General features: G+C 60.8%; 12 protein-coding genes and 2 pseudogenes. 7 read left to right on the forward strand and 7 right to left on the reverse strand.

Translation table 11 applies throughout. The features are described from left to right. Positions 1–339: 339 nt before the first annotated feature. A complete protein-coding gene (locus QM600_RS08975) occupies positions 340–1,290 on the reverse strand; it encodes a TauD/TfdA dioxygenase family protein (protein WP_283261116.1) in 951 nt (316 codons plus the stop codon). A gap of 126 nt (positions 1,291–1,416) precedes the next feature. After that, on the reverse strand, positions 1,417–2,619 hold the full coding sequence (locus tag QM600_RS08980) for a PucR family transcriptional regulator (protein WP_283261117.1): 1,203 nt from the start codon (positions 2,617–2,619) through the stop codon (positions 1,417–1,419). A 218-nt stretch (positions 2,620–2,837) separates the two neighbouring features. Between QM600_RS08980 and QM600_RS08985 the strand changes: the two genes are divergently transcribed. From QM600_RS08985 to QM600_RS09005, 5 genes and pseudogenes are all read left to right on the forward strand, one after another. Further along, a complete protein-coding gene (locus QM600_RS08985; protein WP_283261118.1) occupies positions 2,838–4,349 on the forward strand; it encodes an aldehyde dehydrogenase family protein in 1,512 nt (503 codons plus the stop codon). A gap of 49 nt (positions 4,350–4,398) precedes the next feature. After that, entirely contained in the window at positions 4,399–6,723 is a 2,325-nt protein-coding gene (locus QM600_RS08990; RefSeq protein WP_283261119.1) for an arylsulfatase, read from the forward strand. 21 nt (positions 6,724–6,744) lie between these two features. Beyond that, positions 6,745–7,005 carry a putative quinol monooxygenase gene (locus QM600_RS08995; protein WP_502942919.1) on the forward strand — a complete coding sequence of 87 codons (261 nt, stop codon included), beginning with the start codon at positions 6,745–6,747 and terminating at the stop codon, positions 7,003–7,005. 96 nt (positions 7,006–7,101) lie between these two features. Continuing rightward, positions 7,102–7,673, forward strand: a pseudogene (locus QM600_RS09000) (MFS transporter); the annotation flags it as partial. Between the two features lie 61 nt (positions 7,674–7,734). Next, a pseudogene (locus QM600_RS09005) lies at positions 7,735–7,881 on the forward strand (IS6 family transposase); the annotation flags it as partial. A 1,234-nt stretch (positions 7,882–9,115) separates the two neighbouring features. On the opposite strand, the gene QM600_RS09010 reads toward QM600_RS09005, so the two are convergent. The 5 genes from QM600_RS09010 to QM600_RS09030 form a co-directional block, all read right to left on the reverse strand. Next, entirely contained in the window at positions 9,116–10,027 is a 912-nt protein-coding gene (locus tag QM600_RS09010) for an MsnO8 family LLM class oxidoreductase (RefSeq protein ID WP_349307248.1), read from the reverse strand. Beyond that, the gene (locus tag QM600_RS09015) at positions 9,966–10,598 is read right to left on the reverse strand and encodes a 2'-5' RNA ligase family protein (RefSeq protein ID WP_283261120.1); all 633 of its coding nucleotides are present in this window, start codon (positions 10,596–10,598) and stop codon (positions 9,966–9,968) included. Before QM600_RS09015 ends, QM600_RS09010 begins: the two co-directional genes overlap by 62 nt. A 49-nt stretch (positions 10,599–10,647) precedes the next feature. Further along, entirely contained in the window at positions 10,648–11,598 is a 951-nt protein-coding gene (locus tag QM600_RS09020; RefSeq protein ID WP_283261204.1) for an HAD family hydrolase, read from the reverse strand. A 146-nt stretch (positions 11,599–11,744) separates the two neighbouring features. Beyond that, complete coding sequence (locus tag QM600_RS09025; RefSeq protein ID WP_283261121.1) at positions 11,745–14,102, reverse strand: arylsulfatase; 2,358 nt, start codon at positions 14,100–14,102, stop codon at positions 11,745–11,747. 117 nt (positions 14,103–14,219) lie between these two features. After that, positions 14,220–14,450: a hypothetical protein gene (locus QM600_RS09030; RefSeq protein WP_283261122.1), complete on the reverse strand. Its 231-nt coding sequence runs from the start codon at positions 14,448–14,450 to the stop codon at positions 14,220–14,222. Here QM600_RS09030 and QM600_RS09035 point away from each other — a divergent pair. Both QM600_RS09035 and QM600_RS09040 read left to right on the forward strand, forming a co-directional pair. Then, complete coding sequence (locus tag QM600_RS09035; RefSeq protein WP_283261123.1) at positions 14,449–14,796, forward strand: YidH family protein; 348 nt, start codon at positions 14,449–14,451, stop codon at positions 14,794–14,796. The two genes, QM600_RS09030 and QM600_RS09035, sit on opposite strands and share 2 nt — an antisense overlap. A gap of 152 nt (positions 14,797–14,948) precedes the next feature. Continuing rightward, positions 14,949–15,602 carry a hypothetical protein gene (locus QM600_RS09040; protein ID WP_283261124.1) on the forward strand — a complete coding sequence of 218 codons (654 nt, stop codon included), beginning with the start codon at positions 14,949–14,951 and terminating at the stop codon, positions 15,600–15,602. The last annotated feature ends 137 nt before the right edge of the window (positions 15,603–15,739 follow it).

Genomic DNA, 15,739 nt, shown 5'->3' on the forward strand with positions numbered 1-15,739 from the left:
TGTGCCGCTTGGGCATCTTTCGGGGGCAGTCGCCGTCTGGATGGCGGAAGTCACATGTCAGCCAACAGTGTGTCGTACCACATATCGTTATGTCCAATCGACATGCCGGTTGTATCACAGGGTTGATTGATTGACTGTTGAGATTGGTGAATCTCATTGCGCCCTAGTCGATATGGATCGTAGATGCAGATCGAACAGGGTTGGCAGGTGTTGCATCGTATGGATTGATCTACATATGGTACTGCCGGTCAAACATGTTGTGCTGCTGCAATTTTGGCAGATTTCAGGTGTCAGGGATGTGGTGTGGTCGGTGACTTGTGGAGCTCGAGTGGGTGAGCGTCAGAAAGTGATGCCGACGGGCCGGTCGCCTACGATTGAAATTCGATCCATCACGCGTCGTGCCGGGAAGTAATCGCTGGAGGCGTAGTGCTGGCAGGTTCGGTTGTCCCAGAAAGCAATTGTGTTTGGTTGCCAGCGCAGTCGGACCTGAAATTCGGGCCGCTGAATGTGGCGGTAGAGCAGAGCGAGAAGTTCATTGGATTCGTCCTCGGTGACGCCCAGGATTCGCGTGGTGAAACCAGGATTCACGAAGAGTACTCGCCGGCCGGTCTCGGGGATCAGCCGAACTACGGGGTGTTCTGCGCCCGGGAACTGCGGGCGCAGTTGGTCGACGTCGTCCTGATCCATGTACTTACCGAAAACATGTTCCCAGTCATGTTTGGCGACAAGAGGATCGATACGGTCTCGAATCTCCTGGGGGAGAACGTCGTAGGCTGCCGCGGTATCTGCCCACAGGGTATCCCCGCCGACCGGTGGGATTTCCCGCGCCCGGAGGACTGCGCCGAACGACGGAAAATCGTACCAGCTGACGTCGTTGTGCCAACCATTCTCGGTGGCGCCGAACATCGCATCCTTCGCCAGAGTGGTGACGTCTACGTCGGTTTGGTCCTGCGCGCTGTATTTGAAGAAGGGGTGTTGCTCGAGCTCTCCCCAACGCTCTGCGAACCCGCGATGCTCGGAACGTTCGATGTCCTGGTCGCGGAAGAACAGGACCTTCCATTCGAGCAGTGCTCGCCGAAGTTCGTCCATGGTTTCCTCGGAAAGGTCGCCGCTCAGGCGGATGCCTGAGATTTCTGCGCCGATCGTCGGTGTAGACGGGGAGAGCGAGAACAGTTCGTAGGGGCGACTGTCGAATGTCTCGCTGGTGCGCATCCCGACGATGGGACCGACGACCTTGAGCGGATCAGTGGGGGTCGATGTCATGATGGGTGCCAAGTTTCTTACCGGCATCGAGGCTCTCCTTGTGGTCGGTGACGTGTGTCACGCAAGTCTGCCTGTGTGAAATATCGACGACAATGGATCCTCGACACACTCAAATGATGCCCACCCTGTGATGCATCACAGGGTGGGACGCCTTCAGGATGCAGTCGGTGGAATGACGGCGGGGCTGACTGCGATGGCCAGGGTTAGTAGGTCTTTGGTGACGCGAACATCAAGACCGGTCAGTTCTCGAACGCGAATGAGCCTGTTGTCGACAGTGTTGGGATGAACGATGAGAGCATCGGCGGTTTTCCGGCGATCCTGATCGAGTGCCAGGTACGTCCGTAGTGTTTCGACAAGTTCGGGACGGTTCCGCAAGGGGGCGCAAGGATTGAGCAGTGCAGGTAGCGCCGAACTGGAATTCGCGAAATGGAGCTGGAGGGCGACGTCGGAAAGATGAATGACCTTGCCTGCGAAACCGCAGCGGATTCCGACGGCGAGCACGTCGGCCGCGGTCTTCCCGGCCCGTGGGATATCGGCAATGGTCAGTGCTTTTTCCAATCCCATCGTCACCTCGGCACCGATAACCTCGCCGGCCTCGTGAATGACGGAATCCAGGTTGGCTGGTTCTTGTTTGAGTAACAGCCTGCCGGCGGAGGGGCGTATCTCCATGAGCCACAGCTCCGGCAACGTTCGGCGCAGGTGTGTGCTCAGGTATCTGACCTTGCCTTTGCGGGCCACGATTCGGGATGCCTTGTCGACTGCGCCTTCGGCTACGGTGTCCGCGATATGCAGAAATGCGACCACCGGACTGGCGGGCACCCTCTCGCCGTCGTCGAACGTCCAGGTTTCTCCGCGTAGTAGAGCGTCGATGCCCAATGCCTGGCTGCGCAGCTGTTCGCTGGCCATGTTCCGTACGTCGACTTCGTAAGCCGAAGCAAGGTCTCGTAGCAGGCGATCGTGACTGATGCGTGCTCGGCAGAGTGCAAACCACAGGGTTTCCGGGTCGTTCTCGAGGGCAAGATGGAGTTCGTCGGCGAGCACATTGAAAATTGTCTGTGCAGCGCGGATGTATTCGCCCAACGGGACTCCGTCGGAAACGCGTGTGACCGCACGATCGAACAGAGTGTGAATCGAGTTGTCGAACCCGATCTCTTCGATGACGGACTGTAGACAAAGATCAAGAATGGCACGAGTCGTATGCGCGCCTTCGCGATTGAGGTGCGCTGGAAAGGCGTTTGCCGAGTAGATCGGTGTCGCGCTGACGTAACGGTCGATCGCGCGAGTCGCCAACTGGGGGACCGAGCGTCGGAGACCTTCGATTGTGCGGACCAGATCGTCGTGGGACATGTGGGGCATGAACGACTCCTGGTTGTGATCGATCACAGGTGCGCGATCAGCAGTGTGTGACAGGAACCCATGGTACATCGATCAGGTGATCGGCAGACTGTGGCCAGCGGGAAAGCGCCAGGCGGACCGCCGCTTCGCATGCTCCCACCAGAAAGTCTCGGTGGTGCCGCGCATTCGCCACTGCCAGTACACAACTCGCTGCCAGTACAAACCACTAGGAGATCATGATGACGACTAGCGTTGCCACGCAACAGGTTCTGCCGGCGGTTCAAGATTTTCTGAATCGACCCAAGCGGATGCTGATCGACGGTGCTTGGGTCGAGGCAGCCTCGGGAAGTACCTTTCCGGCCCACGATCCGGCGACGGGCGACGTGATCTCCGAGGTTGCCTACGGCGGCGCTGCGGACGTCGATCGAGCAGTGGTTGCTGCGCGTCGCGCATTCGATACCGGACCGTGGACCCGGATGCGACCGAACGAGCGCGCGAAGTTGTTGTGGCGGGTAGCTGATCTGATCGAGTCGCGCGTGGAGGAATTCGCCCAGCTCGAGACGATCGACAACGGAAAGTCCATTGCAGTGTCGCGGGCCGTGGACGTGCCTTCGGCTGCAGAGACGTTCCGTTACTACGCCGGTTGGGTGACCAAAATCGAGGGCCGCACGGTCGACGTATCGATGACGTCGTCCCCGGGACGCGACTTTCATGCCTACACGCTGCGCGAGGCCATTGGTGTCTGCGGACTGATCGTTCCGTGGAACTATCCCTTGATGGGTGCAGCCGGCAAGTTGGCGCCTGCGTTGGCGGCCGGAAATACTGTGGTCCTCAAGCCTTCCGAGCAGACCTCGCTGACCGCGCTGTTGCTCGCCGAGGTGATGTGTGATGCCGGGTTCCCGCCGGGCGTCGTCAACGTCGTCACCGGTTTCGGTGACGCGGGTGCGGCAATTGCTGCGCACGACGGCGTCGACAAGGTGGCTTTCACAGGCTCCACTCTGACCGGCAAGCGGATCATCGACGCAGCCAAGGGGAACTTGAAGAAGGTCTCCCTCGAGCTCGGCGGCAAGTCTCCCAATATCGTGTTTGCGGATGCCGATCTGGATTTGGCATTGCCTGGATCCTTGAACGCCTGGCTGTTCAACAGCGGCCAAACCTGTGTTGCCGGAACACGACTCTTCGTGGAGGACTCGATCTTCGACGACTTCACCGCGGCGATGGCTGCAGCTGTTGCGAAGCTTCAGATCGGCCCGGGCTTCGATGCCGGTACCCAGGTGGGGCCGCTGGTATCGGAGCAGCAGTTGAGCCGCGTCACCGGCTACTTGGATCAGGGCGCGGAGTCCGGCGCCCGGGCGTTGACCGGTGGAAAGCGTTGGGGCGACGTCGGATACTTCGTCGAGCCGACCATTCTTGTCGATGTCGAACCCGATTTCAGTGTGGTGCGCGAGGAAATCTTCGGACCGGTTGTCTGCGCTCAGCGATTCTCCACCGCCGACGGTCTCGACAGCATTCTGGAGGCGGCCAACGACTCGGAATACGGTTTGGCGGCGGGAGTGTGGACAAAGGATCTTTCCAAAGCACATCGTATGGCGCGCCAGATCAAGGCAGGGACGATCTGGGTCAACCAGTACCTCGCACTGGACATGGCACTGCCGTTCGGCGGCTACAAGCAGTCGGGTTGGGGGCGCGAAAAGGGCAGCGACGGTATCGACATGTACCTGCAGACCAAGGCCGTCAATATCGCGCTGTGACGGAGCGATCGTAAACTCTTTCCGACTGAATCAAGAAAGAAGATCATCCATGATGGAACACTCCGATCGACGGTCAGGTGAGACTCTGCCGCTTCCCTTGCCGCCGTTTCGTGGCCTGGTGGGTACCGACTACTCCAACTCGGAAGCAGATTTCCCGGAATCCGTGACGCCGCCGGTATCCGCGCCCAACGTTGTGGTCGTTCTGCTCGACGATGTCGGTTTCGGTCAGCCTTCCGCGTTCGGCGGTTCGATTCACATGCCGGCGCTCGATCGTGTTTCGGGTAACGGGCTGCGGTACAACCGTTTTCATACGACATCGATGTGTTCTCCAACTCGAGCGGCGCTCCTGACCGGCCGCAATCACCATGCGGTGCACACGGGAAACATCATGGAGTACGCCACCGGTTTCCCCGGCTACGACGGAGTGCTGCCGGACAGTGCAGCGACGGTGGCGGAGGTTCTGAGACAGAACGGCTACAGCACTGCGGCAGTCGGCAAATGGCACAACATTCCCGAGTACGAGACCAGCGTCGCTGGTCCGTTCGACCGGTGGCCGACCGGGCAAGGTTTCGACTACTTCTACGGCTTCCTCGGCGGCGAGGCCAGTCAATGGAATCCGCCGCTGTACGAGAATACATCTGCGACGGAAAAGCCTGCAGGTCAACCGGACTGGCATTTTTCCTCGGCGATCGCGGATCAGTCGATCGAGTGGATGCACAACCAGAAAGCCGCGGCACCGGACAAGCCGTTCTTCCTCTACTACGCGCCGGGTGCCGCGCATGCCCCGCACCATGTGGCGCCGGAGTGGGCTGACAAGTACAAGGGAAAGTTCGATCACGGGTGGGACCGCGAACGCGAGATCGTTTTCGAGCGGCAGAAGGCCATGGGCGTGATCCCGGCCGATACTGAACTCACACCCCGGCCGGAGGAAATCCCGGCTTGGGACGACTGCAGTGCGGACGAGAAGCGTCTCTACACGCGTATGCAGGAGGTGTACGCGGGTTTCCTCGAGCATGCCGATACGCAGTTCGACCGGGTGTTGGATGCAATCGAAGTACTCGAACAACTCGACAACACGCTGGTGATCTACATTGCCGGGGACAACGGGCCCAGTGCCGAAGGCTCGTTTACCGGCACGTTGAACAGTATGAAAACCCTGCAGGGTTTTCCCGATGACGTCGCCACGATGCTCGAGAGTATCGACGAGATCGGCGGTCCGGATCATGAGAACCACTACCCGGTGGGTTGGTGCTGGGCGGGTAGCTCACCCCTGCAGTGGATGAAGCAGATCGCGTCCCATTTCGGGGCCACGCGCAACGGAATGGCACTTTCGTGGCCGGATCGTATCCGCGACATCGGTGCGATGCGTACCCAGTTCCACCACGTCATCGACATCCTTCCGACAATTCTCGAGGTCGCCGGCATCGCTGCGCCTCATACCGTCAACGGTGTTGCGCAGCAGCCCATGGACGGCGCGTCGATGGCGTATTCCTTCGATGATCCGCAGGCTCCCGGGCGAAGGCGCACACAGTATTTTGAGATGTTCGGACACCGGGCGATCTACCACGACGGCTGGGTTGCCGGTGCACGCCACAGTCGCATGCCCTGGGTGCGAACCGGCAGCAATGTTGAGTTCGACAAGGACACCTGGGAGCTGTACGACATCGAGAACGACTTCAGCCAGGCCAAGGACCTCGTTGCATCGGAACCGGATCGACTACGCCGGATGCAGGAGCTGTTCACGCTCGAAGCGGCTCGTAACGGTGTCTTCCCGCTCGACGACAGATCTGGCGCCAGGTTCGCTCCGACTGAGCGCGGTAATCGAACCCGATTTGTCTGTCCGGCGGGTACGGCGCGACTGCCGGAGAGCGCGGCGCCCAACGTCAAGAACCGTTCGCACAGTATCCAGGTGAATCTGTCGGAGCCACTGGGCAACTCCGAAGGTGTACTTCTGGCTATGGGTGGGGTGGCCGGCGGCTACTCACTGTTCATTCAGGCCGGCTGCGTGAGTTACGACTACAACTTCTTCCGTGAGCACACTGTGATCACGTCCGAGGCTCCGATCTGTGAGTCGGCGTCGTGCATCGAACTCCGTTTCCACTCGGACAGCGCAGATCCGGGATCGGGTGGAATCGGACGGTTGTACGTCGATGGGGTCGAAGTCGGGTCAGGCCGAGTCAATCGCACAGTCCCATACCGGTACTGCGTCGGCGGAACTCTTGATGTCGGACGTGATCCCGTCACCGCGGTATCTCCGAAGTATCAGTCACCGTTCCCGTTCACCGGCAGTATCCGCAATGTCGTGGTCGATATCAGCGGCAGCGCAGTCGCAGACCCGAAAACCCTCCACGAGCTTGCTCAGTCAATCCAATGACCAACCGTCAGGAGATGAATCATGGCAGTCATCGCAATTCTCGAAATGCACATCAAGTCTGAGTGCTTGAGCGAAGCGCGCGATGTGTGCGACCGTGCGTTGAAGGAGACCCGAGCTTTCGACGGGTGCCTGAGCGTCGATTCTCTGGTGGGCAAGGCGGACGTGGGTCACTGGATCGCCTACGAGCGTTGGGAATCGATGGAGCACGATGCCGCCTACCGCAAGTTCCGGGCAGGGCGGGTGCACTCACAGAACTGCGTCCGCTGCTCGCGCAGGAGTTGAAACTCACCTGGTTTGATCTCGACTCCTGCGTCCGATCATTGCTGACGCCGACTGGACCCGGCGTCAGCGATGCTCCTGGGAGTGAACTCCGTCCCGATGAGAAAAGTATGGTTGGTCTGGGGTATCGGTGTTTTCGCCTACATGATCGCCGTGCTTCATCGCACGTCGTTCGGAGTCTCGGGCCTCGCTGCGGCAGAACGGTTCTCGTTCAGCCCGAGTGTTCTCTCCAGCTTTGTCGTTTTGCAGATCGTGGTCTATGCCGGGATGCAGATCCCGGCCGGAGTGCTCTTGGACCGTTTCGGTTCGCGCATCATGATTGCCGTCGGTGCGGCAATCATGATGTCGGCTCAGCTCACCCTCGCGCTGACTGAATCGCTGCCGATTGCGATCGGTGCGCGTATCGCGGTCGGCGCGGGTGATGCGCTCACCTTCATCTCGGTTCTGCGCCTGGTGCCGCAGTGGTTCCCGGCCCGTCAAGTGCCGGTGGTTTCGCAGTTCACCGGCATTCTCGGTCAGATCGGCTAGGTCCTTTCTGCGTTGCCTTTCATGTTGTTGCTCAACGGGTTTGGTTAGAAACTCGCCTACGGCAGTGCTGCAGCCATGGGGTGATGGCTTTTGTGCTCGCGCTCGCGATCATCCGCGACGCGCCACCCGGTACGGACGTCACAACGGCACTGTCACGTTGTTGAGCTTGCAGTAACTGGGAGAATCGGTGGGGTGAGCACCGCAATGCCGTCGTATAAAGGCCACCGCTACCCGGTCGAGATCATCAACCACTGCGTGTGTTTGTACTTCCGGTTCCCGCTCAGCTTCCGCGGCGTCGAGGAGATGATGCTCGAACGCGGTGTCGTGGTGAGTTACGAGACGATCCGGCGGCGTCGGTGACCGTGGGTGTCACAGACAAGTCCGAGGGTGCGCGCGATGCCCAGAGTGGATGCGTGAGTCGGCAAGCTCGGTGTACTCATTTGCTGTCATAGGCACTGGATCGGTTTGCCACCAAATTACGTTTCACCGCATCGCAGGGGCAATGTATAGAAGTTGTTGTGGGTGTCCGTCGGTTCGGGGTCGATCCGTTGGTCGGCAAAGCCCGTTAGTGCAGATGATCAACCCGAATCCAAGATGTGCCAGTACCCGACACATGCGTTGACCTGTTGAGACCAAGTCCGTTTATGAAACATCATTCAGTGTGGCCGGAAATCATGACTGATCGACTGCGGAGACCGCTGTGGCCGCGATCGAAGTCATCTGTGCAGTCGCGAGGGCGCTGGGATCTCGATAACGGTGCGCGAAGGCCACGCCAGGAATAAGAATAGATTCAACCTAAAGGCCGTCCCGTCCTTCGGAATCGACGAGGATGATTTCGATGGGCTGTTTGGTTGAGTATCCAAACTTACGGCCGCGAAGCGGGCTGAATCGTGGGCGAAGGGACACTACTATAAAGGTGGAAACAAAGGCTACAATGGCAAGTAGGTAGATCCAAAGAACAACAGCTCCTCGTCCCCCTATTAAATTATCGATCTTGGCGACAGCCCGAAAAGGCCATTCTCCCTGTTTCGAGAATATTTCGACGAAATCTGTGATTCTAGGGAGTAAAAACAGAAGGACCGCGAGAAATCCTGAAATAGATATTGCGATAGGGAAGTCGGGGATTCCGAACGTCGTCCGTATTGAGCACACAACACGGCGACGCACTATCCGTGCCGAGCTGACCCCTCATGTCGAATCTCTGCCCAACCACGGTAAAGCAGCGCATCAGATCGATACAGATTTCTGCGCAAGTTCGTTCCAACGGAGTACAGAACCCGTCCGAACAGTTACAGGACCACAGTTGTCGTGTCGATTCTGCTGCGGACAACGAAAAGCCTCGAAAAGCCCTTTTCGGAACGGTGAGATACCAGCGGCGATGAGATGATTTTCCGAGACAATGTCGTGGTGGACATCCTGCGGGAATTGAGGCACGAACCCGGTCGGACCGGTGTCTCGGAAACTGTAGCTTTTTGAGACGCGTGCGCTGAGCTTCGCCGTCCGTGAGCGGGGGTTTGATTGCTATTTCCAAAGTTCGTCCAAGCCCGTTTTCCTTCAACGTCAAATCCGGCGAATCCCCGCCCCCTTAGTTGGTGGGCATGCCGTAGTGGTCTGCGATCAGTTCCACTGTGCGCGCCTGGGCACGGCGCGAATATCCCTGAACAACCAACATCACCTCGTCGACACCGGTCTGTTCGTGGAGTTCCTCCAAGCCCTCCGCCACCTCGGCGGCGGTTCCGTGAAGTACCCGATCGGTGTATTCCTCGATGACAGCTCGCTCGTGCACGGTGGCTTGGAAGGCTTCCACTTCTTCGGGAGGGAGCAGTGCGAAGGACTTGCGTTGGAACATTCTCAGCATGGCCATGGCAGTGGAAGTAGATTGACGCCGCGCCTCAACCCGGTCCTCGTTAGCAACCGCACCAATGCTGACCAGGCTGTACGGTTCGTTCAGGGGTTGCGAGGGTTGAAAGTTCTCGCGGTAGATCCGCATGGCATTCAGGACGTCGGCACTGCCAAATTGCAGAGCGAAGGCGTACGGCCGACCCAGCCGTGCGGCAAGCTGCGCTGAATAGATCGAGGAACCCAGAATCCAGGTATCGGCGCTGGTCTCCGATCGTGGGACCCGGTTCTGCTCGGCTTGCCAGGGACCCGGTACTGCGGGGACGTTCCTGTAGGGGTGATCGTGCGGGAAGTCGTTTTCCAGGAACCCGAGTAGTTCTGCGACTTGCTCGGGAAATTCATTGTTCGCCGTGTGGTGACGGCGTAGGTCCGCGGCGGTTGCTCCGTCGGTGCCCGGAGCCCGCCCCAGACGGAGATCGATCCGTCCCGGGGCCAGTGCGTTGAGCATGCCGATTTGCTCGGCGACCACCAGGGGCACGTGGTTGGGCAGCATAATCCCGCCCGATCCGAGCCTGATGCGCTTAGGCGCTAGCCCGTCAGAGCGTCCATGCGCGGAGTTGGGTGCGGGCGGTCCCGTTGTTACCGAGGTGGTAGACAGCCACGCTGGTAGGGCGGACCGCGAAGGGCTCGAAGGGGGCCGCCTCGATCATCTTGAGGTCGTCGAGGGTAGCGAAGCCGAGCGTGAGGTGGGCGATGTACTGGGTGCCGATCTGGTTGGGGACATAGTGTTCCACCCAGTCGAGCGTCGTCTGGTTGATGCCGGCGCCGTCCCCATCGGTGACGAAGGCCGCGGGCGTGCCACCGGACTCCACGTACGGGGATACGGCGGTGAGGAGTCGGGCCTGGAAGACCAGCACCGGTGGGCTTGGCTTCAACTGGAACACGGCACCTCCTTGCCCGCCCCATTCGACGTGCCGGATTGCGACGACGCGCAACGTCAACCCGGCGGTATCGGCGACGCCGACCGTGTCCTCGACGGAGCCGAGGACCTCGTCCAGATCGGCGGTGCGCACGTAGCGCTGGAGCACGGTGATGTGGGGAACGTGGGTGTCGTCGAGGGCGAACCCGTCAGGGATGCTCTGGCGCAGTCGGGTGTTGACCTCGCGGGCCCGGGCAAGGGTTGCGTCGTCGGGGCCCATGAGGATGTCGATGGCAGTGAGATCGCTCATGCGGGTTCGCCTTCTCTGGGCCGACATGGGATGCCGGGGTTTTGGTCGGCTAGAACACGGTGGTCCAGTCGTCCTTGACACTGACCACCGTCCAGCCGTTGTTTCTAGCCAACTCGAGAGCTTGCTCGGCGCCCGCGAGGTAGTCGAATTCGCGGTCGGAATCGTCGTGAAGCAGTAGGAGGCGTAGGGCGGTGCGGTTCGGTTGTTCGGAGAACTGCAGCATCGGAATGTCCCCGTTGCTGTTTCCTGCCGACAAGAGGGGCCGTCGGCCGGTTCGGTTCCAGATCCGTATCGGCTTTTCGGGACCGTCGTCGACCACGTCTGCCTCGGGTGTGCGGATGATACTTCCGTTGCTGCCGTTGTCCTTCCAGGCAAGGGATACGCCGCTTCCTATGACGCGTTGCCGCGGGATGCCGTACACGTCCTGGCTGATCGGGCGCATGAAGTCGCGTCCGCCGCCGGAGACGATGTAGTTGCGGAACCCGTTGGCGTCCAGATATTGCAGTAGTTCGATCATCGGTGCGTAACTGCACGTCAAGTAACTGCGGTCGAGGGTGGGATGCCGGGCGGTACGCAGAAACGTGTCGGCCTGGGCTTCGAATTCTTCGACGGTGACTTCGGCGAACCCGGCCAGTACGCCGGCGGCGAGCACTTTCAAGGTGGTGTCGTCGCCGCGGTAGTGCGCGGTGATCACGTTGTTCAACCACGCATAGTCTTTGGTGTAGGCGGCCTGCCAGGGTTGGCGTGTGCGGAGCTCCGGGTCGTGTTCGGCCATCTCGACGAGGCGTCGCAGGATGAAGTCGAGCTGGATCGGCATCGGCTTCTCGCACCACAGGGTTCCGTCGTTGTCGAAGACCGCGATCCGATCGTCCGGTGGGACTTCGTCGGGACCTCCTTCGGCAGTCACCTGCTCGACGAAGCTCAGAACGGCTGCCTTGGTGGCGCCGTCCCGCCAGCTGGGGAGTGGAGTGTCGGCTGGTCCTGTGCTCTTCTCGTTGATGTCGGCGGTATGTGTACCGGTCTTGTGCGTTTCGGTCACGTCGACTCCCTATGTTCGGTGGTGCATATGTGCGCGCTGCGATAGGGGCGGGGCTCTGCCGCGCGTCGGATCGGCAGAGCCCCGATATCTCGATTGGGCCGCCGTTGCTATTCGCGTGAGAGCATGGCGACGGCTTCGCGTTCGAGGTCGACGTAGGGTTCGCCGCTGACGTCGATGGCTACTCGGTTCAGTGTGCCGCCGGTGAATGCCCACGGCGACGTACCCGAGTAGTCGTCGGTGACGGGTTCGCCGCTGTCTCGGCCGGCGTTGAGGCCTTCACCGGTCAGGCTGAATTTGCCGGGCTGGGTGCGGATTCTGCCCTCTCCGACTTTGCGGTCGCCGTGATAAAGACTGAGGACTCCGTGGGCGATTCCTGGCGGGTCCTCACTCTCTTTGTCGAAAGATGCGGCGAGTATGAGGTTTTCGCCGATCGGTAGGTCCTCGTCCGCGCTGATCTTCTGCTGCTCCATACCCAGAAAGTTGTAGACGTACTGCAGTCTATTGTTCTTGACGTACAGCGAATGTCCTCCGAAACGCCCGCCGTGCGAGAAGAGCACTCCTGTTGCGCCTGGTTCGGGGATGTCGGCGACTGCTGCAATGGAATACGAGCGGTTTCGGATGTTCACCGCCACCGACTCGGGCACTTCGGCACCGCCAGGGCGGTAGATGTAGCGATTGCGTGGGGGCGCAAGCTGCGGGCGGGGAGTGGTGAGGATTTCGACGGCAGTGCGGTCGTCGAGCGGCAATGCTTGGTTCGCTCCTGCTTCGTGGAACCACATCCCGACCAACTCCGCGAGCCGGACCGGTTCGTCAGCGGCGCGGTCGTGGAGTTCGGAGCGATCCACATCGGTGTTGTAGAGCTCCCAGGTGTCCTCGGGAAAGTGGCCCCATCCGCTGATGGCGGGGTGGGTGGTGACGGCTTTCCAGCCGTCGTGCCAGATCCCTCGGGTGCCGAGCATCGAGTAGAACTGGGTGCGCTTGGCGCTCGGAATGTTTCCGGCGTCGAAGCTGTAGCGCATACTCACACCCTGGATCGGGTGCTGGGTGTAGCCCTTGACCGTCTCCGGAAGCTCGACGCCGAGGCAGTCGAGCAGTGTCGGGACCACGTCGATGGCATGGTGGTACTGATCGCGGATCTCGCCCCGCGCATCGATGCCGGCGGGCCACGAAATGACGCAGGGGTCGCAGGTTCCGCCGTTGAAGGAGTACCTCTTCCACATCTTGAACGGGGTGTTGAAGGCCATCGCCCACCCGTTGGGATAGTGGTTGTAGGTGTCGGTGCCGCCAAGTTCGTCGATCATCGCCAGGTTGTCGGCAAGATCGTCGGGGACACCGTTGGCGAATTTGTTTTCGTTGACTGATCCGTTAGGCCCGCCCTCACCGCTGGCGCCGTTGTCGGAGACCACGACGATGATGGTGTTGTCGAGTTGGTCGATCTCTTCGAGGTAGGCGAGGATGCGTCCGATCTGATCGTCGCAGTGAGAGAGGAATCCTGCGTATACCTCGGCCATCCGAGCGAAAAGCTTCTGTTCGTCCGCGGACAGCGTGTCCCAGGGGCGTGTGTCGTCGAGGGGTGGGAACGGGTTGCCGTCGGGTCCGGTACGGGTCGTCGAGGTGCCGATCGGGTTGATCGGTGGAAGTTCCGTGTCGGGTGGGACGAGGCCCATTTCCTTTTGTCTGGCCAAGATCTCGTCTCGCATCGCTTCGTAGCCGGCGTCGAACCGGCCGGCGTACCGGTCGGCCCATTCGCGGGGCACCTGATGCGGTGCGTGAGCGCAACCCGGTGCGTAGTACAGGAATACGGGCCGGTCCGGAGCGATGGCCTTCACGTCGCCGAGATAGTCGAGTGCATGGTCGGTGATGTCGACGCCGAAGTGATAGCCCTCTTCGGGTGTCGCCGGTTGCTCGACGGGATGGTTGTCGTGGACCAGATCGGGATACCACTGGTTGGTCTCTGCGCCGAGGAAGCCGTAGAAGCGCTCGAAACCCCGGCCGACCGGCCAATTCCGTTTGGTGGACGCCAGATTCATTTCGTCCTCGGCGCACAGGTGCCATTTGCCGACCATCGCGGTGCTGAAGCCCTGCTCGACCAGAACCTCGGCGAGTGTGGCGCATTCCGGCGGGATGTGACCGTTCGCTCCGGGGAAGCCGACTGCCGCTTCACTGATGCAGGCCATGCCGTTGGTGGTGTGGTTGCGGCCGGTCAGCAGACACGAACGGGTCGGGGAACACAGCGCAGTGGTGTGCCATTGTCCGTATCGCAGCCCGTTGGCGGCGATCCGATCGATGTTCGGGGTTTCGATCGGTCCGCCGTAACAGCCGAGTGCGCCGAAACCCACGTCGTCGAGCACGATGTAGACGATGTTCGGCGCCCCTGGCTGCGCCTTCGGTTGCTCGTACGGGCCCCAGTCGGGGACCGAGTCACGAATGTCGAGATTGACGACGCCGTTGAATGCTTCGGCCATCACAGGGCTCCTTAGAGGTGGTCTCGCTTCCAGCCTGGGTGGAGGTTGGTGTAGTCGCATCCCCCGAAACGGGTGACCAACCGGTGATCACCGGCGTTGAATGGAAGTCACGCGTGATTACAGAACCCCCATCTCCGCTCCGAGAAAAGAGTGCACATGCGCGACGAATTCCGCATCGCCCGCTTCGTGTCGGAGGCACTCGCCGAAGCCTTCCCCGAACCCGACCAAACCGCCATGCCCGACCAGACTCTGTTCTACGGCGGCGTCACCAATCAACACTCCCTCGACCAAGAGGCCCAGGTCCGCAGCTCGACTGACATCCCAGGCCCCGGAATCGAACACACCCATGAACCGCAATATCTTCGGCGACACCCGAGCCAACACAGGAAGCACCGCCCGCGACCACCTCGCGAACGAGCGCACCTACCTTGCGTGGCACCGGACCGGCATCAGCGTGGCCGCTCTCGGCGTCGCGGTCGCGAAATTCGCCCCGAACCGCGGAGCCCACGCCGTGGCCGCCGGGCTGATCCTGATCGGCGCCGGACTGATGGTCTCCACGTACGGAACCTTCCGGTACCGCGCCATCAGCCGCCAACTCGACACCGGAGTCTTCGCCCCCGCGACCTTCGCCGCCATCGCCACCGCTACCGTCGTGACTCTCTTCGCACTTCTCGCCGTGGCCCTACTCCTGTGAAAACCCATTCGGATCAGATGACGACGCTTCGGATCAGACCGACGGTACGTACCCGCAGCGGCCCGCTCCCACGGTTCCTCCGCTCGCCGTGCGTGCGTCGGCATCGAGAGGTCGCGGTAGTGCGCCAGCTCGACATCGGCGGTGATTGACCCATGGCAGACACACATGGTGAGCCCCAGTTCCGCCGGCTGCGGACCCCGCGGGCGGCGGCGGTCGCCGGTATCATCTTCGGTACGCTCTTCGCTACCAGCATTGTGCTGCTGGGAACCTCGCTCCCCGCCACAGCCTCGGAGCCCTGGGTACGCAGTGGATCGAAAATCACCACCGCCCTGCTGCTGACCCCTATCGCGGGCATCGCGTTCTTGTGGTTCATCGGTGTCCTGCGCGACCGGTTCGGGAACCTCGAGGACCGATTCTTCGCGACCGTCTTCCTGGGCAGTGGGCTGCTGTTCCTGGCCATGACCTTCGTCTCGATGGCGATCGCGGGCGCGCTCTACGCCGTATCCCGGCACTCGACCGGTTCCCAGGACGAGATCATCTACTTCGGGCGGGAAGTGATGCTGCACGTCAACAACGTCTACGCGATACGCATGGCCGCAGTGTTCATGATCTCGCTGGGCACGATCTGGTTACGCACCGGGCTGATGCCGCGATGGTTGGTCATCGGCACCTACCTGCTCGCGCTGATCCTGTTGGTGATCGTCAGTTTCAGTATCTGGGTGGCGCTGGTCTTCCCAGGCTGGGTGGTGGTGATCAGCGTGTACATCCTCACCACGGATCTACACCACTCGAAGGACCAGAGCTGAGATCGTGGCGGCAGCCCGACGTGTGGCAGATCTGGATCGCAGAAGAGGTGTCCGCCTGCTAATACGCCTGAAACAACCATTGCGTGTGGGATACGGTCCGATTCTTCCCGGGACTTCGAGGACCTTCGATCGGCTGC

This window comes from Rhodococcus sp. IEGM 1379 (assembly GCF_030056815.1).
GTDB lineage: Bacteria > Actinomycetota > Actinomycetes > Mycobacteriales > Mycobacteriaceae > Rhodococcus_F.